Source organism: Pseudomonas sp. AB6 (assembly GCF_034314105.1).
Taxonomy (GTDB): Bacteria; Pseudomonadota; Gammaproteobacteria; order Pseudomonadales; family Pseudomonadaceae; genus Aquipseudomonas.
Map to the genome: position 1 here is coordinate 4,522,104 of NZ_JAVIWJ010000001.1, position 26,605 is coordinate 4,548,708.

Annotated in this window: 13 protein-coding genes and 1 pseudogene; 7 read left to right on the forward strand and 7 right to left on the reverse strand. The window is 54.7% G+C overall.

What is annotated here, in order from left to right; all coding sequences use genetic code 11:
* Positions 1-128: 128 nt before the first annotated feature.
* From selO to RGW60_RS21255, 3 genes are read right to left on the reverse strand one after another with little or no spacing between them, the layout of a single operon-like run.
* Complete coding sequence (gene selO / locus RGW60_RS21245; protein ID WP_322206442.1) at positions 129-1,592, reverse strand: protein adenylyltransferase SelO; 1,464 nt, start codon at positions 1,590-1,592, stop codon at positions 129-131.
* A 49-nt stretch (positions 1,593-1,641) separates the two neighbouring features.
* Positions 1,642-5,001 carry a mechanosensitive channel MscK gene (mscK, locus tag RGW60_RS21250; protein WP_322206443.1) on the reverse strand — a complete coding sequence of 1,120 codons (3,360 nt, stop codon included), beginning with the start codon at positions 4,999-5,001 and terminating at the stop codon, positions 1,642-1,644.
* A gap of 36 nt (positions 5,002-5,037) precedes the next feature.
* Positions 5,038-6,780, reverse strand: coding sequence for a potassium/proton antiporter (locus RGW60_RS21255; RefSeq protein WP_322206444.1), 1,743 nt, complete (start codon positions 6,778-6,780; stop codon positions 5,038-5,040).
* A gap of 269 nt (positions 6,781-7,049) precedes the next feature.
* Here RGW60_RS21255 and RGW60_RS21260 point away from each other — a divergent pair, with 269 nt between their 5' ends.
* Positions 7,050-10,172: a glycosyltransferase family 32 protein gene (locus RGW60_RS21260; RefSeq protein ID WP_322206445.1), complete on the forward strand. Its 3,123-nt coding sequence runs from the start codon at positions 7,050-7,052 to the stop codon at positions 10,170-10,172.
* A 37-nt stretch (positions 10,173-10,209) separates the two neighbouring features.
* Here the strand turns inward: RGW60_RS21260 and RGW60_RS21265 are convergent, their stop codons facing one another.
* Positions 10,210-12,012 (reverse strand): acyl-CoA dehydrogenase, encoded by a 1,803-nt coding sequence (locus tag RGW60_RS21265; RefSeq protein ID WP_322206446.1) that lies wholly within the window; start codon positions 12,010-12,012, stop codon positions 10,210-10,212.
* Between the two features lie 112 nt (positions 12,013-12,124).
* On the opposite strand from RGW60_RS21265, the pseudogene RGW60_RS23890 reads away from it, so the two are divergent.
* A pseudogene (locus RGW60_RS23890) lies at positions 12,125-13,625 on the forward strand (T6SS phospholipase effector Tle1-like catalytic domain-containing protein); the annotation flags it as partial.
* Between the two features lie 103 nt (positions 13,626-13,728).
* On the opposite strand, the gene RGW60_RS21280 reads toward RGW60_RS23890, so the two are convergent.
* Both RGW60_RS21280 and putA read right to left on the reverse strand, forming a co-directional pair.
* Positions 13,729-15,534, reverse strand: coding sequence for a putative bifunctional diguanylate cyclase/phosphodiesterase (locus RGW60_RS21280; protein ID WP_322206449.1), 1,806 nt, complete (start codon positions 15,532-15,534; stop codon positions 13,729-13,731).
* A gap of 279 nt (positions 15,535-15,813) precedes the next feature.
* Complete coding sequence (putA, locus tag RGW60_RS21285) at positions 15,814-19,767, reverse strand: trifunctional transcriptional regulator/proline dehydrogenase/L-glutamate gamma-semialdehyde dehydrogenase (RefSeq protein WP_322206450.1); 3,954 nt, start codon at positions 19,765-19,767, stop codon at positions 15,814-15,816.
* A gap of 448 nt (positions 19,768-20,215) precedes the next feature.
* Between putA and putP the strand changes: the two genes are divergently transcribed.
* From putP to RGW60_RS21305, 4 genes are all read left to right on the forward strand, one after another.
* Positions 20,216-21,709, forward strand: a complete 1,494-nt coding sequence (gene putP / locus RGW60_RS21290) for a sodium/proline symporter PutP (RefSeq protein ID WP_322206451.1) — start codon at positions 20,216-20,218, stop codon at positions 21,707-21,709.
* A 388-nt stretch (positions 21,710-22,097) separates the two neighbouring features.
* The gene (locus RGW60_RS21295; RefSeq protein ID WP_322206452.1) at positions 22,098-24,227 is read left to right on the forward strand and encodes a putative bifunctional diguanylate cyclase/phosphodiesterase; all 2,130 of its coding nucleotides are present in this window, start codon (positions 22,098-22,100) and stop codon (positions 24,225-24,227) included.
* Between the two features lie 42 nt (positions 24,228-24,269).
* Positions 24,270-24,791, forward strand: a complete 522-nt coding sequence (locus tag RGW60_RS21300; protein WP_322206453.1) for a M48 family metallopeptidase — start codon at positions 24,270-24,272, stop codon at positions 24,789-24,791.
* Between the two features lie 20 nt (positions 24,792-24,811).
* Positions 24,812-25,108, forward strand: a complete 297-nt coding sequence (locus tag RGW60_RS21305) for a winged helix-turn-helix domain-containing protein (RefSeq protein ID WP_322206991.1) — start codon at positions 24,812-24,814, stop codon at positions 25,106-25,108.
* Between the two features lie 7 nt (positions 25,109-25,115).
* Here the strand turns inward: RGW60_RS21305 and RGW60_RS21310 are convergent, their stop codons facing one another.
* The gene (locus RGW60_RS21310; RefSeq protein ID WP_322206454.1) at positions 25,116-25,574 is read right to left on the reverse strand and encodes a GNAT family N-acetyltransferase; all 459 of its coding nucleotides are present in this window, start codon (positions 25,572-25,574) and stop codon (positions 25,116-25,118) included.
* A 284-nt stretch (positions 25,575-25,858) separates the two neighbouring features.
* On the opposite strand from RGW60_RS21310, the gene RGW60_RS21315 reads away from it, so the two are divergent.
* Positions 25,859-26,596: a substrate-binding periplasmic protein gene (locus RGW60_RS21315; protein WP_322206455.1), complete on the forward strand. Its 738-nt coding sequence runs from the start codon at positions 25,859-25,861 to the stop codon at positions 26,594-26,596.
* Positions 26,597-26,605 lie beyond the last annotated feature (9 nt).

Genomic DNA, 26,605 nt, shown 5'->3' on the forward strand with positions numbered 1-26,605 from the left:
TACAGTCACTCATTATTCTGTAAGAGCGAACTTGTTCGCGAGGCGGCTTAGCTGAAATACCGCGTCACCGGATCAGGCGCTTCGCCAACAAGTTGGCTCCTACAGAACGAACTGCGCCGCAGATGGGGTCACGACGAACAACTGATCTCCAAATGCTTGCCCCACTCCGGCGGCCGCTCAGCGTAGCTTTCCATTCCTGGCTGAGCCTCGAAGGGTTTGGTCAGGACACTGTGCAAACGACGGACCTCTTCGTAGTCACCGTTCTCGGCAGCGTCAATGGCCTTTTGTGCCAGGTAATTGCGCAGGATGTAGAGCGGATTGACGGCGTGCATCCGGGTTTGGCGTTCAAGTTCGCTGCCGTTGTTTTCCCGTCCGATTCGCGCTTGGTAGTCGCTGGCCCAGGCGTCAAAACCTTTAATGTCGATGAAGTCATTCCGCAGCCGACTGCACGCCACTTCAGCCGATTCATCACCCAGGCGCCGGAAGAACAGCGTGTAGTCGACGCCACCGGTTTGCATCAGTTTGAGCAGGCGCTCGATCAATGTGGCGTCTTCGTCTTCAGCGCTGGTCAGGCCCAGACGACGGCGCATGAGGTCAAGGTAATGAGCCTGGTACAGCGGTAGGAACAAAGCCAGGGCTTCACGCAATGCCTCTACGCTGATGAACGGCGTCAGGGCTTGGGCGAGGGCGCTGAGATTCCACTGACCAATGGGCACCTGATTGCTGAAGGAATAGCGGCCATCATGGTCGGAGTGGTTACAAATGAAGTTCTGATCGAAGTCATCGAGAAAAGCAAATGGGCCGAAGTCGAAGGTGATGCCTAGGATCGACATATTGTCGGTGTTCATGACGCCATGGCAAAAACCGTAGGCTTGCCATTTCGCAATCAACTCGGCGTTGCGCTCGACGATCTGGCGGAACATCGCCAAATACGGTTCGGCGTGCTCCAAGCATTCGGGGTAGTGCATCGCAAGTACATGCTCGCCCAGCGCCTTGAGTTCATCCGGCTGCTTGGTATAAAAAAAATATTCGAAACTGCCGAAACGAATGTGGCTCGGCGCCAGGCGCAACACCATGGCCGCGCGCTCCTGCTTTTCACGCCAAACGGGCGTGCTTGAACCGATCACGGACAAAGCGCGGCTTGTGGGAATGCCCAGCGCATGCAGGGCTTCGGACGCCAGAAATTCGCGAATCGACGAGCGCAATACCGCTCGACCGTCACCCATTCTTGAATACGGCGTTTGCCCGGCGCCTTTGAGGTGCAGGTCCCAATGTTCGCCTGCGTCGCTGTAGACCTCGCCCAGCAGCACGCCGCGGCCGTCACCCAAACGTGGGTTGTAAGAGCCAAACTGATGACCGGAATACACCATTGCCCGAGGCTCGGCGGTGGCCCACAGTTTATGGCCGCTAAAAATTTCGGCGAAGACCGGCAGTTCGGCTTGGGCCGGATCGAGGTCAAGCAACGCCATGGCCGCCGCGCTTGACACGACTAGCCGTGGGTCAGCAATGGGTTCAGGCAGCACCGACGTTGAGAACGCGTCCCCCAGTCGGGCGAAGCGGTTGTCGAAGGTCAGTTCGTCGAGGGCTTTCAAGGGCCATCTCCCAGCAGAATGTCCGACCATTCTGCTGGGATTAAAGCCATCAGTCGAGCTTAGCCTCTGGTGGCTCGGGTACGTCGCTGATCGCAGAGGGGGCTGGAAGCGAGGGTTTGCCTGCGTCGCCCGGTTCGTCGGTGGGCACCAACCTGTATTCCTGCCCATGCAGATTTTTGAGGTGAATCTCCATCTGCCGGAACGAAATGTTGATGTTGTTGGCTTTGAACTCTTTATTGATGAAGCGGTTAATCTCATCGACTGCCGGATTGCGGTCACCTAAGTCACGTACGTGAATGCGCAATTCGTGGTCGAGGGTGCTCTCGCCAAAGTTCAAAAAGTAAACTTGCGGCTCCGGTTCTTTCAGTACCCTTGGGTTGTCTTTGGCGGCCTGTAACAGCAGGGTGCGCACGAGTTCCAGATCCGAACTGTAATCGACGCCTACTTTGAGCGTCACGCGGGTGATGGTATCGGTCAGTGACCAGTTGATCAGTTGCCCAGTAATGAATGTTTTGTTCGGGACGATAATGTCTTTGCGGTCGAAATCAGTGATGGTTGTGGCACGGATGCGAATTTTGCTGACGGTTCCCGACAGGCTGCCAATAGTGATGGTGTCGCCGATACGAACCGGGCGCTCGAACAGAATCATAATGCCAGAGATGAAGTTGGCGAAAATTTCCTGCATGCCGAAGCCTAAACCGACCGAAAGTGCAGCCACCAACCATTGCAACTTGTCCCAGCTCACGCCTAATGCTGACAATGTCGAAACAAAACCAATGCCCGCGATGGTATATGACAGCAACGTGGTGGTGGCGTACGAGCTGCCTTGGGCAAGATTCAAACGCGACAGGACAAGCACTTCTAGCAGTCCGGGCAAGTTGCCAGCCAACACTGCGGTGGTGCCGATGATGATCAGTGCACCCACCAGGTCACCTAGGCTCAGGGGTACCATGCTCATCGTGGCGCCCGTGCCACTGGTGTATTCGTATAGCGTGATGTTGTCCAGGTACGAAAACACGCTGATCAGGTCCGACCAGACCCAATACAGGGCGGCGATAAAGCCAGCAAGCAGCGCTAGCCGAATCAGACGCAATGATTGATCGTTGACCTTTTCAATGTCCAGCGCTGGCTCTTCCACCACATCGCCATCGCCGTTTTCTCTTGCTGCCAGACGTTTGCTTTGGGCGCGCTGGTAAGCCAGTCGCCGGGCGGCAACGCTCAGCCCGCGAACGAACGCGGCTTCGATTACCAGCCACAACATCAATAAATAAAGGGTGTCGATCAATCGATCGCTCAGTTTCAGTGCGGTGTAGTAATAGCCAAAGCACACTGCGAGAAAGAGCGCTACCGGCAATGCGGTGAACAACACGCCGATGATTTTTCGAAAAAATGAGGCGCTATGCTGCGTGGGACTGCGGATCAGCAAGCGACTTAGTAGCCAAGTCATCAAGGCATAGCAGGCCAAAACCACAGCGATGCCAAGCACGTCATCTGCTAGCGCCGCCGGTTGGTGTTCTGCCACGGCCACTACGGCAACCAAGGCCAACACAACCAGCCCCAAGCGCCGAATCCAACCCTGAAGAAATTCAACCTGTGGCTTTTCCCAGCGGAAGTGCAGTTGGGCAACCCCACCTGGCGCCAGGACGCGATAGGCGGTGTAAAACATCAGCCACGCCAAGGCAATTTGCAGCAATGCCGAGCCCAAATTGACGTTTTGACCGCGTGCGTCTATCTGCAAGGCGTATCCACACAGCGCCAATCCGAGTGCTACCGGTACGGCAAGCAAAATATTGATAAGAATTGCCAGCGGCGTATGCCATTGGCTGTCGCGTTTGAAGTGGCCAATATCCGAATGCAATCGAGTGAGCTTTTCGTAAAGCGCCTTTCGTTTCCACACCAAAGCCCCGATCAGCACCAGCAGTGGCAAAAATAACAGGGGGCGTTGTGTCAGACCATCGGTCAGCTCACTCACGCTAGAGGCCCAGGGCAGGGTGGTGATTTGTTTGCTGAGGCGCGGTGGAATACCCTCAATCCAGTCCAGATCCAGTGGTTTGTTGCTCGGGATCCAGAACATTTGCTCGTCAAGGGTTGCGCGTAGGCCGACGGCGGTACCGACCAGTTGCTTTTGATTGAGCTGCAGGGTGATGGATTCGTTGAGCAGCGAGCTCAATTCTTTGTTCAGGCGTTCCAGCAAATCGGTGCGAGTCACCGCGAGATCGAGCAAGGTTTTGCGCAGCGCCGGGGTCGCGTCTTCAGGCGGTTGCGTAGCGAGTAATTTGTCGACATACGCGCCAGGGTTGCTCATCACTTCCCGTTGTTGGTTGACTTCGAATTGATACAAACGGATGTCAGCAATTTCGTCAGCCAGACCCCTGTCAAGGGTTAACAACGGCAGGGCTTGTTTCTGTTTATAGAGAATTTTGGACAGCAACAAACTGCCGCGAAGCACGTTGATTTGCTCGTCGAGTGCCTGATCGCTTTGAGTCAGGCTGTCCAGTTGCTGCTTGGTCTTGAGGTTCTGCTGTGTTAGCTCATTGAGCCGGTCGGTACCCCGCAACAGATAGTCGGACAGCTTGAGGTTGGTTGCGGTCTCGGTTGCCAGCAGGCTACTGCTGCCCGCTTTCTGAGCCTCCAAAGACAACTGGGTTACGGTCTGTTGTGATTGAGCACGACGCTTGTCGTTGATTAGCGTTTGCAGGTCTTGGATGTCCTGTTCTTGCCGGTTGACCTTCTCGGTAAGTAAGTCTCGCTGGCTGTTGCCCAAGTCTTGCAATTGACTGTTGCCTGCCAATTCTTGACGGCGAAGCAGGGTGAGCGCATTGAGCGAAGCTAATTCGGCGTTGAGTTGGTCGCGTTGATCGGCATTGATACTTTTGCCGCTGTCTTTGCCGGATTTCAGGATGTTATTGATTTGCTGACTGCGTGTCTGATTGGCGCTGATTTCGCCTTGAGCTCGCTCCGGACGAGTCTGTGCAGTAATGGTCAGACTGTTGGCATCGTTGAGTGCTTTTTGCAGATCGGCTAGCTGGGTGCCGCGTTCAGCGAGCATTTGTTCAAGTTGAGCCACGTTGAGGTTCGCGAAACGCTGAACAATCGGGACCACTTTGCTGACTTTCAATCGCGCTAAATCACGCTGATTGTCCGTGGTCTGGCGCGGTGCCTGGCTCAATTGCTGTTTGAGTTCGCTCAGCCGCTTTTCGGTGTCTTCTTTGCTCGAAATAAAAGAAAGGGTCTGCTCCAGGACTTGCTGCAGGGCTTTTTGATCAGCATCAGCCAATTTACGGTCAGCAATTTTGGCCAAGCTTTGCTGCACAGCGGCGCTTGTGGGTGGGTCGGCAGCCTGAACGGTGGTAATGAAAAGGCAAAGTCCAATTAAGGCGGCAGTAAAAAAAGGTCGCAAGGTCAACATAAATACCGGTCGAACCGAATGAAGAAAGAGGGGAGTTTAAAGGAACAATCCAGGGCCTGGGCGGCTTCCTTCGGGAAATTTGACGCCGACTTTAAGGATCTTGTTCCCGTCCATGACTGCGACAGTCCACAGGGTGCCATTCCACTCGATCTGGTCACCAACAACGGGCTCGCCACGATTCTTTTGAGTGATGAATTGGCTAAGCGGCATATTGGCGTCCAGTCCGTCGAGCTTCAATCCGTACAATGCCGCGACAGCCCCGAGCTGAGCGTCTCCCTGGAGAACGAAGTCGCCGAAGAATCGCAGATCGAGGCCGCGTTGTGGGGCTTGGCTGAACAACTTGCCCAAGGCCGATAAATTGTGTTCATGGCCGATTACGCACAGTAAATCGTCCACCTCCAACTTCGTACTACCCGACGGATGGAGCAGTTGCTGGCCACGAAACAGGGCTGCAATTCGAGTTCCTTCGGGCATTTTCAGTTCACGCAACGCTGCGCCGATGCACCATTTTTCAGCGCCCAGGCGATAAACGAACAGTTCCCACTCGCTTGTGACATGCACTTCCAGCGCAGAGCGGGAAATCGGTGCGGGCTCTGGGGGGACAGTAACTTTTAGCAGTTTGGCAATCCATGGCAGGCTCGTGCCTTGGACCAGCAGCGACACCAGTACGATAAAGAACGCCAGGTTGAAATACAGCTGAGCATGAGGAAGGCCGGCCATAAGCGGGAACACAGCAAGAATGATCGGCACCGCGCCGCGTAGTCCTACCCAGGCAATAAATGCTTTTTCTCGCGTGTGAAACGCTTTGAATGGAAGCAGTCCGACCAGCACCGACAGCGGCCTGGCCACTAGAATCATCCACAGGGCCAATCCCAGTGCAGGCAACGCGATGGGTAGCAAATCATGAGGTGTGACCAGCAAGCCCAGCACCAAAAACATGCCGATCTGCGCCAGCCAGGCCATGCCGTCGAGCATGTGCAAAATTCCGTGGCGGCTACGAATTGGCTGATTGCCCAAGACTAATCCGCACAGGTACACCGCGAGAAAGCCGCTGCCGTGAATGGCGTTGGTCAGCGCAAAAACCACCAGCCCCCCCGCTACTACCAGTATTGAATACAAGCCGGTTGCCAGGTGAATTCGGTTGACCAGTTGCAGCATTATCCATCCGCCGCCCAAACCAATGATTGCGCCGATGCCGAACTCTTGAATCAAATGCCCTAGCAGGCTCCAGTGCAAACCGGTTTCGCCGCTGTGCAGCATGTCGATCAGGGTCACGGTCAAAAACACCGCCATGGGGTCGTTGCTGCCGGACTCAATTTCCAGGCTGGCGGTTACGCGCTCATTGAGGCCTTTGCCGCCCAGCAGTGAGAACACCGCAGCAGCATCGGTCGAACCGACAATGGCGCCGATCAACAAGCCTTGAATCAAATTCAGGTTAAACAACCATGCGGCGACCATGCCGGTCAGTGCAGTGGTGATCAGTACGCCAACCGTGGCAAGTGACAATGCCGGCCATAACGCCACTCGGAAACTGGCGACACGGGTACGCAGTCCGCCGTCGAGCAGGATGACTGCCAGTGCGAGGTTGCCGACTAAATAGGCTGTGGGGTAATTATCGAAAACGATGCCGGCACCATCAACACCTGCCGTCATCCCGACTGCGAGGATGATCACCAGGATCGGGATGCCGAGGCGCGAGGACAGTGAGCTGACCAGAATACTTGCACTCACCAGCAACGCGCCGATCAAGAACAGGCTGTTGATGGTGTTTGCATCCAAAAGGCGGTACTCCAAATCGAAATCGAGAAAGCAAGGCGGGGACTGGCCATGCAGTCCGCGTGCCAAGGGATTCTAACCTGTTGAATTGGAGAGCTGTCAAAGCTTTGTATCTTGATCCCCGGTAATGGGCTGCTGCGAAGCCGTTGCCGTGATGCTCAGCGGGCATTGAAGACGCGAGCAATAAATTAATGAGGAGATAAGTATTTACCTCATCGAGGCAGCAGGCGTTATTTATGGTTTCTGTCCAACTAACGACAGGATGTCAAGTTATGTACGAAGTACACGCTCCGGATGCTCTCGCTGACGAGGTTTTTAAAAGCCTGAACATCAAGTACGAATCGCCAGAAGAATACGCGAAGGAAACAGTTCGCACTTACGCGCAGCAGAAATGGGGAGTTCTTCTTGATCCGGACGAAATGGTCATTGCCACGCTCTACATTGAAACGGCAGGCAGGCAAGCTCCGTTCAACGCAGACGTAGCGTTTTCCATGACGCTAACCCAAGCGATGCTGCGAAATTGGCAGCAAAAGGGCAGTGGCGAATTTTTTGAGCACCTCAGCAGGCTTGAGGGTTACAGGCCAGGAGGCTATGCAGTCAATCTCGTGAAGAGTCCGCTACCGCTTTGGGACTGCGTTGCCTATGAAGCTGTTTACCGCAAAACCACCCCACAGCGTTATGACGCTTCCACCCATCTTTATATTCGAGCAGACGAATTCAAGCAGTACGTGTGGGACTGTAATCTTCAGGCTCACTATAGAGCCAGGCTTGCCCAATTCTGGAAAGAACATGAGCCCCATTACAACCTTCTGATCAAAGGTTCGTTATTAAAGGTCGTTTATGCGCAGGCGACGGCGGGGGAATTAACGGTCGCGGACAAAAGTTTTTTATTGAATGCCTTGGGACTGGACGAAGGCCAGACATGGGAAAGCCTCACCTGGGATCAATTCGTTAACGCCCCCATTTCTAGTAATGCCACATTTCGCGAGATGATTGTTTACCGTTACACGGCCACCGACATACTGGCTATCAAAAACGAACTAACGGGTCGCGTCATTATTTATATTCCCGGTAATTCATCTCCATTACACGGTTTTGATTCGGAGCGCTTGGCCAAGGATTGGTTGGGGCGGCAGTGCCGGGATCCTCGGAAAAGGAAAGCGTTGGAAAGCCATTTCAGAATGGAAGATGACGGCGATGGAGTGTTTTTAAGCGGGTTGCATGCAGCGTTAGCCGGCATGGCGGTTTATCCAAAATTTTTGAACCAAGCCACGGGTTACTGGCCCCCTCAGTCCACCATCAAGTTTGGGGCCGCTATCACGCTCTGGCCGTTTAGCCATTTCCGGGAACGTCTCAAAGAGCGGCTCGGCTCTGACGCGGTGCAATCGATACATACCCAAAGTGATTATTGGAAAGCTGCGTCTGCTCACGGGATAACCGACGCTATTTTGGTTTTGGGAGGGGTCGTTATGGTGGCGCCTGAAGTTGCTCCACTTCTCGGCGCGTTATCGATCGCGTTAGTGGGACTGGGCGTCGACGAAGTGGTTGAGGGGCGAGATGAGGCGGAAAAAGAGCAAGGGCTTAGGCATATCCAATTTGGTGTATTAAACGCTTTGCCTCTTATCGGAGAGGGTGTTGTTAGCGTGATGGAAGCTGGGCGAGCGGTTAGGGATAGCGCCGAAGCCGTTAGGTGGGGGGCCAAGATCGACGTCGCTACTGTTAAATGGGGGGACTCAGTAGACGTAGATGCTGAGACCCCCGCAAGCCTCGCCGCCAGAGAAGAACAGGCGCGACTCGCAGAGCAAGCCCGGCATAAAACCATTGATGACACTGAGCGTAGTTTCGGTATTGAACCTGCAGGTCTACGTTCATTGCAACCGCAAATGCGATTGAAGCTTAAGGCGCTCGAGTATTCGCCACCGCTGAAAAACGGTGCATGGTCATCTGCTAACGGCACTAATGAGGTTTATCAGGCGTTCAATTTTCAGGCGAACACAACTGAGTATTTCATTCGGTTGCATTCCAGGATTTACCGGGTTGAATGGGTAGAAGCGGCCAGCCAATTTCGTATTCGTGCGCCGTATAGCGAAGGTCTCCCAGGGCCATATGTTAAGGAGCTAAGCCTTGGTCGATGGGACGTGGATTTGAAGCCAGGATTGCGCGGCGGCGAAAGTTTTGACGGTTCATCATCACTAGCGCCTCTTGATCCAGGTATTGCATCCGTTCAGCCGCTACCAGATGTGCCGCTCATTTTTCAGCCGGACATTCCAAAAATTCAAATAGAACTGCCCATGGATGGAGTTGAAAGCGCAGAAGATAAGTATTTTATCCACCTGAAAGGTAAAAGGACGCCGGTTTACTATGACGCTGATCCGGAGCTACCCGGCTGGACGTTGAATACGGGTGACTACGTTTGGAGAGATGCGAAAGGCGAATGGCGTAGCGTAGACGCGAAAGTGTATAGAAAACTCGAAGACAAGATTCCTCAAAGTAAGGAACACCAGATCTACACGTTTGCGCGACTGCCACGACTACCCACCAATACCACACCTATCGCACGGGAAGTTCACTACATTTGGATGGGTGATAGACTGCCCGGCGAAAAATTATTAATTAACCTTTCAAGAAACGCGGCAAAAAGTTCGGACCTGACTTTTATCCTCCATATCGATATAGATAGCGATCTGGCCTTTCATGATCTGTCTTCGCGTTTCACCAACCACCCTAATATTCATATTTCCAGGTTGAGAGATGAGGCTTTTTATTCGGACTTCCTGAAAAGCGAACTGGCACCAATGTTTAATTATTTCCGCTATGGAGACTATCAAAACCTGGCGGCGGCGTCCGATGTCCTCCGCTATCGATTGATTTACGAATACGGCGGAATCTACATGGATTGCGACGACACCATCGTGAGTTCTTTTGAAGGGATCAGCCTCGACGCGGGGCCTTGCGATGTGTTGATGGGGAACGAAATCAGTGCCCCATCAGTTAATTATGTCGGACCCAACACGAGTCACTTTGCCAGCCATCCTCGAAATCCGGTATTGAAAGAACTGATGCGGGAAATGCACGGGCGTTTCGTCAGTGAAGACCCTGTGTTTTTCACGACGCCGCGGCCCCATATAGACAGATCAACGGAAGAGCTGCGTGTTGGGTCGAAAGCGGCAATGGCCCCTTATATGACCAAGATCTTTGAATTGACGGGGCCAGGCTTATTTTCTGATGTCATCAGGAAGCTGCGGCCGGATTATTTTGATCTGTTGGCACGAAGCCTCAAGCCAGAGGTGATTATTTCCGCCGCCTATACCGAGCGTATGGAGGCTGCGCGGGACTTCTACTTCCCCTTCAAACGCAAAACCCGGATCCTGGCAGGGAGCGCAAACGAATGGTGAGTCGCCATACGATGAGCTCCACGCTTAGTCTTAAGGGCTAAAACCAGTCATCCTGCATAGCCAGGCACGTATCGTCGCGTGCTTCCAGTATCGTTAACTCATGATGGCAGCCCGGTATTTCCCATGTCAGAAAGTACCGGGCTGCCTGTAGTTTGCCTTTATAGAAACTCGCGTCAGCTGGGTTACCCTTGGTTAAACCTTCCTCAGCACGAATTGCTTGTTCCAGCCAGCGCCAGCCAATTACGGTGTGACCGAAAACTTTCAGGTACAAAGCTGAGTTAGACAAGCTGCTGTTGATTTTGCCTTCGCTCAGATCGGTCAGAAGGCCAATGGTTACCGTTTGCAAGCGCGCGACCAGTTGTTCCAACGGCTGGCGTAGCGGAGTTAATCCCTTGTACACCTGCGCCCGGGCAGTCGTATCGGCAATCAAGCGAATCAACTGCTGGAGTCCGGCGCCGCCGTTTTGCGCGAGCTTACGACCCAGCAAATCCAGCGATTGAATGCCGTGAGTGCCTTCATGAATCGGGTTCAGACGATTGTCGCGGTAATACTGCTCCACCGGATATTCACGGGTGTAACCATGCCCACCGAGAATCTGAATTGCCAGCTCATTGGCCTTGAGGCAAAACTCCGAAGGCCAGGACTTGACGATGGGTGTCAGCAAATCCAGCAACTCATGAGCCTGTTTCCGAACCTCGTCAGTTTCGCCGGTCGTTGTGTCATCGAACAAACGAGCGGCGTAGAGGCCAAGGTCAAAGGAGCCTTCGACGTAGGCTTTTTGCGTCAACAACATCCGTTTGATGTCGGCGTGTTGAATGATCGAAACCGGTGCGGTATCGGGATGTTTGTTGTCGGGCAGGCGCCCCTGTGGTCGTTCGCGGGCATATTCCAACGAGTACAAATAACCGGCGTAACCGAGCATTACAGCGCCCATGCCAACGCCGATTCGCGCCTCGTTCATCATTTGGAACATATAGCTCAGGCCCTGATGCGGTTTGCCCACTAAGTAGCCGATGCATTCGCCGTTGTCGCCGAAATTAAGCGCCGTTGACGTCGTGCCGCGCCAGCCCATTTTGTGAAACAGACCCGCCAAGAGCACGTCATTGCGTTTGCCCAAGCTGCCGTCATCGTTCACCAAAAATTTAGGCACGATGAACAGCGAAATGCCCTTCACCCCTGAAGGCGCATCCGGCAGTTTTGCCAAGACCATGTGCACGATGTTTTCAGACAGCGGATGGTCGCCACCCGAGATGAAAATCTTGTTGCCGCGCAGACGATAGGTGCCGTCCGCCGATGGCTCGGCCCGGGTACGAATGTCCGACAGCGACGAACCTGCATGGGGCTCGGTCAGCGCCATGGTGCCAAAAAAGCGCCCGTCGATCATGGGCTGCAAAAAGCGTTGCTTCTGCTCATCGCTGCCGAAGCTTTCAATCAGGTTGGCCGCGCCCATGGTCAAGAACGGGTAAGACGTTGACGCCGCGTTAGCCGACTGAAAGTGTGCAAAGCAGGCTTGAGACAACAGCGTGGGCAATTGCATGCCGCCCGCTTCAAAGCTGCGCGCGGCGTTCAGAAAGCCAGCTTCAAGAAACGCATCCACTGCCGGTTTTACTTCCGGGATCAGCACCGCTTCGCCGTTTTCATAGCGAGGCTCGTTTTCGTCACCCTTGCGGTTATGTGGGGCGAAAAACTTTTCGGCGATGGTCCGTGCGGTTCCGATCGCAGCATCGAACGTTTCGCGATTGTGCTCAGCGAACCTCTCGCGCTGGGTCAAGGCTTCGGCGTCCAGCACTTCATACAGCTCGAAAGCCAGGTTGCGTGAACTCAGAAGCATCTCGGACATGGCGGCCTACCTATTTTGGAATGGCTGAAGTCTAGGCGCAGACGCGAGAGGCTGAATAGCAAGATTGATGTGGGTGATGGAGGGGTAAAACGTGCAAGTGCGCAAGACCGTCCCGCGCATCATCGGCATGCGCCTGTGGATCTATGGTTTCTCTCGGGGCGCTGCCGAGGCCCGGGCGTTCGCCAACTGGCTGGAGGCACTGACCAAGGTCGAAGTGGAGGGCGAAACCTGTTACCTGTTCGCCGGAATCCCCATCAGCATTGGCTTCATGGGACTGTTCGATACCGTGGCCCCGTTTGCCGCCGGGCACATGGGTTGGGCCGATGACTCCATGCGTTTGCCGGATTCAGAGAAGTTTCTGGAGCGCTGCGTGCATTTGGTCGCGGCTCATGAACAGCGCGGCTGTTTTCCACTGGATTCGATTCGGCGCAAGGACAATCCTGACGATCCGAACGGCGGGTCAACCTACCGTAATGGAACGTTTGAATACCTGTACCCCGGCGTCCACTCGGATGTGGCGGTGGTTATGCGCCGGGTGAACAGGGGAAGGCGATAGCGGGAAGTCAGGATGTACTGTCGCAAATTCCGCTGCAGCATATGTATGCGGAAGCCTATTCCGTCGGAGCCCCATTGCAAGCGCCCTCGATTGCGCTCAGCGCTGAGCAGAAAGAAAACTGGCCATGGAACAGCTGGCGATCAAACTGGCCTACGAACAACGTATCGGTGCTGAAAAACCGACGACGTTCAACATGCGCAAAGCCTTCGAACCCAGCCTTGACCAAGCGCAAATGGACAACGCCATGGACGAGTTTCGCCGTGACTACGTGCCCTCTTTTTGGGGGCTGTCGTGGGACGCCGATACCGTTAGCCTTGCCACCCTCGCCCACGTCACCCTGGGCGGCTGGGTGTACTTGACCAACGAAGAGGACGAAGCCGAGGAATACATTCGAATGCGCCGAAAGGCCAATATCGTCTTCAACAAGCTCTACGCCCCCCGCAGTTTTGAAATCCTCAGCGATAGAGCGCAGACCCTGACCGATTTTTTCGACGAGCAGGTCCACGACTCCCGCGCCTGGTTCATGAACGCCGCCCTGGGCGAGCGCGAGTTATTCACCGATTACTTCCGCTACCGCTGCATTTTCTTCGACAACGAGTCGAGCAAGGCCCTGTCACCTCTGGTGTCCACTGAGCAAGTGATCGGCGTCGCTGTCGCGGTCGCCAGCATTGGCCTGAGCATCAAGCGTCATGACCCCCGTTATCTGGTGGGGTTGTTGGCACCGTCGTTTGGGATTCCGGTGTTTCGAGGCAAAGTCGGCCTGCCGGGCATCAGCGCCTTCGACACCCTGACCGGCATGGCCCTGCCCATGCTGAGCAACCTCGACAACCTCCGCGCCTTCACCCAAGACACCGGCGACGTACTGAAACTGGTTAACGCCTTGCCGATTCCGCCCACCCTCAGCGAAGAAACCGCCACCACGCCAGAGCTTAAAGCCCTGCTCAACGCCCACAAAACGGCGAAGGTCGCAGAAATGGCCAAAGACTTGTTCGACAGTCTTCCCGCCGAAGAGAAAACCAGTTGGCTGGACCAAATCAAAGGCGCCGTGGGTGGCTAATCCACCCACCTGTGGGAGCCAACGTGTTGGCCAAGGGGTTTGACGCGGTATGCCTGACAAAACGCCTCGCGAACACGTTCGCTCCTATAGGTCAACTGAACCTTCAACGCTGCGCAGCCAACAACTCTGCCAGCTGTTGCGGCGGCATTGGATACGCAAGCAGGTAACCTTGCGCCGAAGGGCAGCGCAATTCTTTAAGCCGCTCCAGTTGCGTTGGGGTTTCGATGCCTTCTGCCGTGATATCAAACCCGAGTTTTCGACCCAGCCACAAGATGCTTTGCACAATCGCCAGGGTCCGGCTATGGGTCATCATGCGTGAGACAAATGAGCGGTCGATTTTTATCGCGTCGATAGGATAACGATCAATGTAAGCCAATGAACTGTACCCGGTGCCGAAATCATCCAGCGCAACACGCACGCCTAATTCACGTACTTTTTTGAGTATCAAACCGATGGCTTCGGGCTCTTGGAGAAAAATATTCTCGGTAACCTCTATCTGCAGGCGGTTGGCAGGGAAGTGAGTATTGTGCAGAACCTGTTCCAGCTGGGCGATGAATCCGGAGTACTTAAGCTCTCGTCCGGAGACATTGACGTTGAGTTGTAAATCCATTTCCGGGTATCTGCTTTTCCATTCTTGAAGCTGCCTGCACGCTTCGCTCATGACCCAATAGCCAATTTCCTGAATGACGCCGATTTCTTCGGCGAAGGGGATGAACAGGTCAGGTCTCACCAGACCGCGCTGTGGGTTATTCCAGCGAATCAGTGCCTCGACCGCTTTCATATTGCCCGTCAGCAGGTCGTAGATCGGTTGGTAATGCAGCACGAACTCATTGCGAGCGATGGCTTGTTTGAGGGCACTCTGTAGCGATAGGGCTTCAATGGCTTTCTCGCGCATTGAATGGTCGAAAAGTGCGTATTGACCTCCGCCTTTGGACTTGGCGGTATACATGGCGACGTCGGCATCGCGCAGTAGCTCTTCGGGTGTCTCATGGCTTTTATTGATGCTGACGATGCCAATGCTGCAGGCGGTAAAGATGTCCTGCCCACAGATATGGAGCGGTGCCTGTAATTGCTCGATGATTCGCATCGCCAGAGCGGCAGCATCAGCGTCGGTTAATTGGCCCTCGACCAGAAGAACGAACTCATCGCCGCCGAATCTCGAGAGGATTTCAGATGGGCGCAAACACTGCTCAAGTCGACGAGCCACGGCAGAGAGCAGAAGGTCTCCAGTGCGATGCCCCAGGCTGTCGTTGACCAGCTTGAAGCGGTCCAGGTCCATGAACAAAATAGTGGCGTGAGGATGCCCTTTGAGTTGTCGCCGCTCGAACACCTGGCTTAGCCGCGCCATGATGAATGCGCGATTGTTTAGCTGGGTGAGGGCATCATGTGACGCGGCGTAGGACAACTCCTGCTCGATCTGTTGCCGCTCGACCAGCCTTATTTCCAACGCATTTTTTTCGGCCAATACCACGTGTGCTTTATGAGCGAGCTCTTCGGCCTCCTTTCGTTCGCTGATATCGCGTTGAACAGAGATCCAGTGGGTAAACCAACCGTGTTCATTGGCCACAGGAACGATACTCAGTTGAACCCAGAACTCGCTGCCATCGCGCCGCTTGTTCAGCAACTCGACTTCGATCGGTTGCCATCCTCCAAGGGCTGTCCTTATCTGGTTCAGGGTTTCGCGATTGGTGTTATCGCAGTGAAGTATGCGAGGTGTTTTTCCCAGCACCTCGGCTTCGCTGTAGCCGGTGGTGGCAGTAAAAGCGGCGTTGCAGTAGACGATTCGGGGTCCTGGTAGATCGACGGGTTCGGCCTCGGTGATCAGAATCGCGTCCTTGGCATGAACCACGACAGATTCCAGCAGCCGCAATCTTTCCATGATGTGTTCATCGAGATACGGTTGGGTCACGGGGGGGGCTCATTTCTTATGTACAACGTCCAGTTCGTACGGCGCGCACGATTCTCGATATCGAGTCTCGTCACGACAGGGTCACCCGGCCTAAAGACGCAACATCGCTGATGGCGCTTTGATGTGAGTGCATACCAACTTGTACATACTTACACGATAAACTTATACATAAATAAATCTATGTAAAAGCTTTGTATTAGTAAAAATCGCTGCTTCGTGACAGGGGAGGAGGGGCTAAACATGAAAAGGGGAGACGAAGCTCCCCTTTTTTCGTGCGCATCAGCCAATGGTCATTAAGCTCGCATTCCCTCCTGCGGCGGCGGTGTTCACACTCAACGCTCTCTCAATCACCAAACGTTCAAGCGCGATATTGGTTTCCCCGTGGGACAGTCCGTGAACCCCAATGATGGCACCATCGCGTTGGGCGATTTGCTGACAGACGGTCTGGAGCTGATCCGAGTCGCCATGATGCAGAACCGCATCAATGACCACGTCGTCTTTGTTCCAATCTGCTACCAGTTGGATGCGCGCTTGTAGGTCTTTAGGCAAACGAGTACGCAGGGTTTTGCCCAGTTCACTGTCAGGCCAGACAGCCGTGCTACCGACTGCCAAAACGGCTGCCAATTGAGTCAACAAGTCAGCTTCGCTTTCGGCCAGGCACAGCACATGCTCGCGCGGCAGAAGGCTGTAGCTGTTGCGTTCACCTGTTGGCCCGTTCAACACCCGAGTGATGCCGCTTTGCGACTGTGCTGCGAACTGATTGCACAGGGCGCCAAGCGGTTCAAGCTGTTGGCTGGCGGCCCAGGTTTGCAGTGCCTTGAGCGGTTTGCTCATGGCATCGCGCATTTGGGTGTTGGGTGTATTGAGCGCATCGCCACGGGCGAAGGATTGTTCGATGGCGTTCACGGGGCGCGTGGATAACAAACGATACAAGTACAGCGGGCCACCGGCTTTCGGGCCAGTGCCAGACAGACCTTCACCGCCGAAGGGCTGAACGCCGACTACCGCGCCCACAATGTTGCGGTTTACGTAAACGTTGCCCGCGTTGACGTTATCGATGACTTTGGCGATGGTTTCGTCGATGCGTGTGTGAACGCCCAAGGTCAACCCATAACCGGACGCGTTGATCTGACCTATTAACAGGTCGAGCTCTTTGCGCTTGTAGCGAACAACGTGCAACACCGGACCGAAGATCTCGCGCTGCAGTTCGTCGAAGCTTTCCAGTTCAATCAAGGTCGGCGTGACGTAGGTGCCACGTTTGATTTCATCACTGTCGGCAATGGCTAACTGATAAACGTTGCGGCCTTTGTCGCGCATGGCCTGAATGTGCCTCTCGATACCGGCCTTGGCTTCGGCGTCGATCACTGGGCCGATGTCGACAGACAGGCGTTCCGGATTGCCGAGACGGCATTCGGCCATGGCACCCTTGAGCATTTCGATCACGCGATCGGCGGAGTCTTCCTGCAAGCAGAGTACGCGCAAGGCCGAGCAGCGTTGACCCGCGCTGTCAAATGCCGAAGACACAACGTCGGTGACCACTTGTTCAGTCAGCGCCGAGGAGTCAACGATCATCGCGTTTTGTCCGCCGGTTTCGGCGATCAGCGGGATCGGTCGGCCTTGTGCATCCAGGCGTCCGGCAATATTGCGTTGCAGCAGGCGGGCAACCTCGGTTGAACCGGTGAACATCACGCCTTTGACTCGGTCATCACCCACCAGACGCGCACCGACTGTTTCACCGGGCCCTGGAAGCAATTGCACGACGCCTTCCGGAATGCCGGCCTCGAGCAGTAGCCGAACTGCCTGCGCAGCAATGAGCGGCGTTTGCTCGGCAGGCTTGGCCAGCACTGGATTGCCGGCGGCCAACGCAGCGGCGACCTGGCCACTGAAAATAGCCAGTGGGAAGTTCCACGGGCTGATACAAACCACCGGACCCAGCGGGCGGTGGGCGTCGTTGGTAAAGTCATTGCGTGCCTGTACGGCGTAATACCGCAGGAAATCTACCGCTTCGCGGACCTCGGCGATGGCATTGGCGAAGGTCTTCCCGGCCTCGCGGGCCAGTAGGCCCATCAGCGGCTGAATTTCGCCTTCCATCAAATCGGCGGCACGCTCAAGAATAGCGGCGCGTTCTGCAGGCGGGGTTGCTTGCCAAATAGGCGCAGCATTTAAAGCACTTTGAATGGCGTTGTCGACGTCTTCCAGATTGGCTTCCTGGACGTGGCCAACGACGTCGCGCAAATCCGAGGGATTCAGCACGGGAGCAAATATGCCAACGCTCGCAGGACTGCCCAGCATTGGTCCGGCTTTCCAATCGTTATGTGCGGTGGCCAACAATGCCGAAGACAGTGATGCCAATCGGTGTTCGTTGGCCAGGTCGATACCGCTGGAGTTGGCGCGGTCCGGGCCATAAAGATCACGCGGCAGAGGGATGCGCGGGTGCGGCAAGCCGAAGCCGCCTTCCTGCGTCGCCATCTGCTCGATGCTGTTCACTGGATCAGCCACCAATTCCTGTATGGAAATAGACTGGTCGGCGATGCGGTTGACGAACGAGGTGTTGGCGCCGTTCTCGAGCAAACGGCGGACGAGATAGGCCAGCAGTGTTTCGTGCGTACCCACCGGCGCGTAGACCCGGCACGGTCGATTCAACTTGCCGTCGGCCACTGTGCCCACCACCTGCTCATACAGCGGTTCGCCCATGCCGTGCAGGCACTGGAACTCGTATTGGCCAGGGTAGTAATTCTGACCGGCGATATGGTAAATCGCGGCCAGGGTATGGGCGTTGTGTGTCGCGAATTGAGGATAGATAACTTCCGGCACCGACAGCAGCTTTCTTGCGCAAGCGATGTAGGAAACGTCGGTGTAAACCTTGCGGGTGTATACCGGGTAGCCTTCCAGTCCATCGACTTGGGCGCGTTTGATTTCGCTGTCCCAATACGCGCCCTTAACCAGACGAATCATCAAGCGATGGCGGCTGCGGCGCGCAAGATCAATGACGTAGTCGATAACATACGGGCACCGCTTCTGGTACGCCTGAATGACAAAACCGATGCCGTTCCAGCCAATCAACTGCGGCTCGAAACACAAGCGCTCTAGCAGCTCCAGTGACAGCTCAAGGCGGTCAGCTTCTTCGGCGTCGATGTTCAGGCCAATGTCATAGTGTTTGGCCAGCAGGGTCAGCGATAACAATCTCGGGTACAACTCGTCCATAACGCGTTCGTATTGCGCGCGGCTATAACGGGGGTGCAAGGCGGAAAGCTTGATCGAGATGCCTGGGCCTTCATAAATGCCACGACCATGGGACGCTTTGCCAATGGAGTGGATGGCCTGCTCGTAGGAGGCAAGGTATTTCTGCGCATCGCGTTCGGTCAGCGCTGCTTCACCGAGCATGTCGTAAGAGTAGCGGAAACCCTTGGCTTCAAAGCGGCTGGCGTTAGCCAAGGCTTCGGCGATGGTTTCGCCGGTAACAAACTGTTCGCCCATCAAGCGCATGGCCATGTCCACGCCCTTGCGGATCATGGGTTCGCCACTTTTACCGATGATGCGGCTCAGGGATGAGGTCAACCCGGCTTCGTTGTGGGTGGCGACCAGTTTCCCGGTCAGCAGCAGACCCCACGTAGCCGCGTTGACGAACAGCGACGGGCTATTGCCCAAATGCGGGTGCCAATTACCGGTGCTGATCTTGTCGCGGATGAGCGCATCGCGAGTGCCTTTATCCGGGATGCGCAGCAGCGCTTCGGCCAGGCACATCAGGGCTACGCCTTCTTGGGACGACAGCGAGAACTCTTGCAACAAGCCTTGAACGATGCCCGCACGACCAGTAGCACTTTTTTGATTGCGCAGTTTCTCGGCAATGCTCGCCGCAAGCTTCTGGGTGGCTTCGGCCATGGCCCCTGGCAGACGCGCCTGTTCTAACAGCATGGGCACAACTTCAGGTTCGGGGCGGCGATAAGCGGAAGTGATCGCGGCACGAAGAACTGATTGTGGAAGGATGCTTTCGGCAAATTCCAGGAAGCACTGATGGGCAACATCGGCGTGATGGTCGACCAGTTCGTCGGGCTCTTTTCCGGTCAGGCCATTGAGCTCCATGAGGGTCGCGCCGCCCTCAAGCTTCTCAAGGTAGTTGAAGATGGCCTGCTTGATCAGCCAGTGGGGGGTTCGATCAATGGACTGCGCGGCGGCTTTCAAGCGCTCACGGGTAGCATCATCGAGTTTGACACCCAAGGTGGTTGTCGCCATTTCTCATCCTCTAATCGCCACCATCGTGTGGCATAGCCGACGCTCAGGTTAATCTCGAAATTCTACTGGTGCAACCCGGTGCAACCCGTTTTTTTTCAGAAATATTATTGATCCGTCCCTGCAACGCTTGACCCCATATTAAGGGCGCTAGAACGGTGCTTTTTAGCCCTTGATTACAGCGCGAGGCTCTGAAACGGAGCAAAACATGAGGTAACTAAAAATACCTTACAGGTACAACTTGATGGGAAAAATGGGTTGCACCCTATTTGCGTTGTTGACTAGGATTCCAGCCTTCGAGGTGATGCGTGTTCATTCTCGGTACATCAGCTGACGTTTTCCTGGGGAAACTTCAGTCCAGCGTGCGGCTAGTTATTCATCCGTGTGGAACGTTTTGATCGTTGCGCACCGATTGATTGCCGTGCAAATAATAACGCCAGGGCGCCATTTTATGACTGTCAGTAATCCCACTCTGATCACCTTCGTGATCTACATCGCGGCAATGGTTCTAATCGGCCTGATGGCCTATCGCTCTACGAATAATCTTTCCGACTATATTCTTGGTGGCCGCAGCCTCGGCTCCGTAGTCACTGCCTTGTCGGCCGGTGCATCGGATATGAGCGGATGGCTATTGATGGGGCTGCCAGGCGCTATCTATATGTCGGGCCTATCCGAAGGCTGGATCGCCATCGGCCTGGCCATGGGTGCTTATCTGAACTGGCTGTTTGTCGCCGGCCGCCTTCGCGTACAGACCGAGCACAACGGCGATGCACTGACTTTGCCGGATTATTTCACTAGTCGCTTTGAAGACAAAAGTGGGGTGCTGCGGATTGTTTCGGCCGTGGTGATTCTGGTGTTTTTCACCATTTATTGCGCTTCAGGTATTGTTGCCGGCGCTCGCCTGTTTGAAAGTACATTTGGTATGTCTTACCAAACTGCCTTGTGGGCCGGTGCTGCTGCAACGATTGCCTACACTTTTGTTGGGGGGTTCCTCGCTGTGAGCTGGACCGATACGGTGCAGGCCACTCTGATGATCTTCGCGCTGATCCTTACACCGATCATTGTGTTGCTGGCCACGGGCGGCATAGACGCCACCTTGCTGGCTATCGAAGCGAAAGCCCCAACCCATTTCGACATGCTTAAGAATACGTCGTTTATCGGCATCATTTCTCTGCTGGGCTGGGGCTTGGGGTATTTCGGCCAGCCGCATATCCTGGCGCGGTTCATGGCAGCCGATTCGGTCAAGTCGATTGCCAAGGCACGTCGTATTTCCATGACTTGGATGATTTTGTGCCTGAGCGGCACAGTCGCGGTGGGCTTCTTTGGGATTGCCTACTTCTCAGCGCATCCAGAGTTTGCCACGCCGGTCACGGAGAACCCTGAGCGGGTGTTCATCGAGCTGGCCAAATTGCTGTTCAACCCATGGATTGCCGGTGTGCTGTTATCGGCCATTCTGGCGGCGGTAATGAGCACGTTGAGCTGTCAGCTATTGGTGTGCTCCAGTGCGCTGACTGAAGACTTCTACAAGGCTTTCTTCCGCAAGCGCGCATCAGACTCCGAGCTGGTGTGGGTGGGTCGGGCAATGGTGTTGTTAATTGCCGTGATCGCGATTTTCATTGCGTCGAACCCGAACAATCGTGTTTTGGGTCTGGTGAGTTATGCGTGGGCAGGGTTCGGCGCTGCATTCGGCCCGGTAGTGCTGATTTCAGTGTTGTGGAAAGGCATGACGCGCAATGGCGCGCTCGCGGGCATTCTGGTTGGCACCGTTACGGTTGTCGTCTGGAAGCAATCCGCGTTGCTAGGGTTGTACGAAATCATTCCGGGTTTCCTCTTCGCCAGCGTCGCAATCCTGGTGTTCAGTCTGCTGGGTAAAGCGCCGACCGAGGGCATGCTGACACGCTTTGCGGCGGCGGAAAAAGAGTTCAAGGCCGCTACGCTTGAATGAGTGAACCGCTACAAACGGCCCATGCAATGAGCCGTTTTACTCGAGGTTATTGGTCCTTTACGTGATTAATAACCCTGTTGTAGAAAGTCGCTTATCTCCTTCGCCCTCCGACCCCAGAGGTACAAAGAGCGCTCGCGCTTGATTGACCGCTGGGCTGCTCGGGTTCAATGTTTTCGTCCAACAGCTAAGGTCTTTTTTTGTGAAAAAACGGATTTGGTGTGTAGTGGCCTTGTGCAAACATCTACCGTTAGTCGGGTGGACGGCATTTAGCCACCAGATGATGCGTGCCTCGCTTCTGCTTTTGTTTTGCCAGGGCTAGAGTAAGCCGCTAGTAGAATTCTGGCCTCGCCCTACGCCCTGGCGTAAGGGCTATAGGAAGAGAAGCAGCATGGAATGCCTGCAATTAAAGCCGTTGGACGCTACCTTTGTTCTGTTGGTAGTTGATGATTACCCTGAAAATCTGATCACCATGCGTGCCGTCTTGCATCGACAGGATTGGCATGTCGTCACGGCCGCTTCCGGGGCCGAAGCTCTGAATGTCCTGCTTACAATGGACGTCGATCTAGTGTTACTCGATGTTCACATGCCGGGCATGGATGGTTTCGAGGTCGCTCGATTAATGCGTGGCAGCCAGCGGACCCGTTTCACACCGATTATTTTCCTGACCGCCAGCGAATACTCTCAAGAATCTGTCCACAAAGGCTATGCCAGTGGCGCTGTGGATTATCTGTTCAGGCCTTTCGATCCGCAGGTGCTTAAGCCGAAAATCCAGGCGTTGCTGGAACATCAGCGTCATTGTCAAAACCTGAAAACCCTCACCCACGATCTGGAAGCTGCTCGCGCTTTTAATGCATCAGTGCTGTCGAACGTTGCCGAAGGTATCTTGGTTGTCGACGAAGGGGGAGTAATCAGTTTCGCCAACCCGGCGATTTGTCGATTGCTCAATGCAACCGTCGATGAGTTGCAGGGCGCTGAAGTGATTGATTACCTAAGCAAGCCGCACATTGTGCAATGGTCGGAATCGGATTTCTATCGCAGTTATCGCAACGCGGATACGTACCGCATGCACGACGCGGTACTGCGCACGGCTGATGGTTCTAAAGTACCGGTGGCCTTGTCCTGCGCGCCTTTGCCCGCTGAGCATCGGTCGATGGTGCTGAGTATTCTCGATATGTCGGTGGTGCGCGACTTGTGCCAGCAACTTGAGCAGCAGGCAGTGACCGACCCGCTCACAGGGCTACTTAACCGCCGCGGATTTTATCAAACGGTTGAAAACACGTTGGCGCGTTCCGACCGTGTGGAAAAATCACTGGTGGTGTTGTACTTGGATCTTGATGGGTTCAAGCGTGTCAACGACTCACTGGGTCACGATGCGGGCGACCGGGTGTTGCTCTGGGTTGCTGAACAGCTCCGGGATTGTCTGCGCCCTTATGACATTTTGGCGCGCGTGGGCGGAGATGAATTCACCGCAGTGATAGACGGTTTGGATTATCCAGAGCAAGCGGCGATCATCGCCGAAAAACTGATTGAGCGCGTGTCTGTGCGGCAGCAGATCGACGGTCTGGATATCACTTTGGGCGTCAGTATCGGTATTGCAACGTACCCGGACTGCGGCGCTGATATCGATGGCTTGCTGCGCGCCGCCGACATTGCCATGTACGAAGCCAAACGCGCAGGGCGTCAGCAATATCGTTTTTATGACCATGAAATGAACGGTCGCCCTCGCTCGCGATTGATGCTCGAAGACAGTGTGCGAAAGGCCATTGAGGGGAATGAGTTCTTGTTGGTGTACCAGCCTCAGGTCTCTATCGCGAGTGGCTGCGTGCGTGGCTTTGAGGCATTGCTGCGTTGGCAACATCCCGATGTTGGCGATGTGCCCCCCGGGCTGTTTATCCCGCTGCTCGAAGAGACGCGTTTGATCAATCAGCTAGGCAGCTGGATATTTGAGCAGGCTGCGCAGCAGCGCCAAGCCTGGAACGTCATTTTTCCGCAACATTTAGTGCTGGCCGTGAGCGTGAGCACAGCGCAGTTCAGCATGCCTAACCTGGCCACGGAACTTGAACGCGCTATCGACCGTTACGGACTCTTACCACATCAGCTTGAGGTTGAAATTACCGAAGGTTCGTTAGCGCAAAACCCTCATCACTCACGCAAGCAATTAAAAGCGCTACGTGACGTTGGGGTACGTATTGCGATGGATGATTTTGGCGTCGGTGAATGCTCGCTATCCCTCCTGCACACGCTTGAACTGGATACGTTGAAGATTGATCGCCAGTTTGTGGCCAGGCTATTCGATTCGCCGCGCGGGACAGCGGTGGCGCGCAGCGTAATTCAGCTCTGTCGTGAGTTGGGCATATTGATCATTGCCGAGGGTGTTGAGAAAGCAGAGCAGTATCACTGGCTGGCAGAAAACGGCTGTCACCTGGTTCAGGGTGCCTGGGTCGCACCGCCGCTGACGGTTGAAGATGCCCGACAATTTGTTAAGCCGTTCGACTGGAACGAGTGCAAGGGGATTTGAATTCGGTACACTGGCGCCCTTTGAAATCTTCGTTGCGCCCATATGATCGCGCCTGCTCTTGCTCCGTTGAAATACCTGCAAGCCTATCCGCCTGCTCTCCAGGAGCAGGTGCAGCAATTGATTGCGCAAAATCGACTGGACGCGTACTTAAAACAACGCTATCCCGAGCGCCACGCGGTGCAGAGCGATAAAGCGTTGTACGTTTATGCGCTGGCATTAAAGCAAGAGCATCTGCGCAACGCGCCGAATATCGATAAGGTGCTGTTCGACAATCGTCTGGACCTGACACACCGTGCGCTGGGGTTGCACACGACGATTTCTCGTGTTCAGGGCGGCAAGCTTAAGTCCAAGAAAGAAATTCGTATCGCTTCGCTGTTTAAGGACGCCGCGCCCGAGTTTTTAAAAATGATCGTCGTTCACGAGCTGGCGCATTTCAAAGAGTCAGATCACAACAAAGCGTTTTATCAGCTGTGCGAGCACATGCAGCCTGGCTATCACCAGTTGGAGTTCGATCTGCGCATTTACCTCACGTACCGTGATCTACAAGGCAAAGCTGCCCAATGAACCTCCCAAAGGCCCAGGCGATGGATGTTAACAAGACTAAAAGCAGTTTTTATCGCCGTCTGTACGTGGCGTATTTGATTGATAGCGGCACCGCCGTCAGTGTTCCGGCGCTGTGTGAAGCAACGGGAATGCCCCGCCGCACAGCCCAAGACACCATCGCGGCGCTGGCAGACCTTGACATTGTGTGTGAGTTTGAGCAGCAAGACGGCGCGCGCAATCATATCGGCAGTTATCAGATCAGAGAGTGGGGAGCCCTCGACAAAGGCTGGATCGCTCAAAATCTGTCCGCCATAAAAACGGTATTGGGCTACCCGTAAATAAGCACTAGTCCAGGTCGCGGCGCATGCCGATGTGAAGGATTTCGTCCTCCAGGTACACCTCGCCAACAGGCCTGAAGCCATAGCGTCCGTAGTAGCCCTGTAAATGAGCTTGAGCTGAGAGGTAGATCGGCTGATCAGGCCACTTCTTTTCGGCATGTAGCAATGCCTGAACCATCAATGCGTGGCCCATGCCCCTGTTACGCGCAACGGGTGCGGTGACAACGCGGCCGATGACGACATCACCGCCTTGTTGGATCGGATCAAGCAGACGCAAATAGGCCACCAGTATTTCGTTTTCCCACGCCATTAGGTGGCAGGTGTCACCCGCCAGATCCTGGCCGTCGACGTCCTGATACCAGCACTTTTGCTCAACCACAAAAACTTCTGCACGCAAACGCAATATGGCGTAAAGCTGTTCTTTGCTGAGGTCGGTGTGGTGTTTGCATAACCAGTTGATAGACATGTGACAGACCTAAGAATGAATTCTGGGCGGATACTAAAACCAGTGTCCGATTAGATGCCAGATAGAACTGTAGCGTTTTAATACAAAACGCTACGAGTGGGGCCGAAAAGAAAAAGTTTTTGATCGAGACGACGGGCCCTCAGGACTGTTGGTCGCAAGGTTTTCGATTGTGTAATCTGCACGCCGTCTCTGGATTTCGGTGGGGTAAAAGCGGGTATTAGTTCGGGCCGTGATCCAATGCGTCCCCCGTATGGCGGGCAGTTGTCCGCCTCAGGATTTTGAGCATGCCACGATTGCTTCGAGCCATGGGTTTGCTGGGATTGTTATTGATGGCACACGGCGCCCACGCGGCACCGTTGCGCTTGGTCGCTGATGCATGGCCACCGTTTACCGACATCAATTTGGTTAACGGTGGATTGGCTACGGACATTGTCAGTACGGCATTAAAGCGTGCTGGATACTCCACAGGTTTTGAACAAGTGCCCTGGGCGCGTGCGTTATTTGGGTTAGGCGAGGGGCGCTATGACGTGCTGGTCGATGCCTGGTTCAGTCATGAACGTACCCTTTTAGGCGAGTTTTCCAACGAATACCTGCTCAACCGCGTCCGCTTTCTTAAGCGTAAAAATTCCCCTATCGTCTTCGATAGCGTGCAACAGCTTCACTCATACCCCATCGCTGTCGTGCGGGGATATGCCTATTCGGTTGAGTTTGATAGCGATGTGCAGCTGCAAAGAGTCCCGGTCCACAGTTTTTCCATGGCGTTGCAAATGCTGCAAGCAGGACGGGTCGCGCTGACGTTGGAAGATGAATATGTCGCCCGTTACAACTTGAGTCACGAGCCACAGCAGGTGCGAGACAGCGTCGAATTTCTGCCCAAATCACTGCGCGAAAACAGCCTGCATATTCTGGTCAGCCTGAAGAATCCCGATCACACGCAAATCGTTGCGAACTTTGATCGCGAGATAGCCGCGATGAAAGCTGATGGCAGCTACGATCGTCTGTTCCGTGAGCACGGCCTGTAATTGAAACTG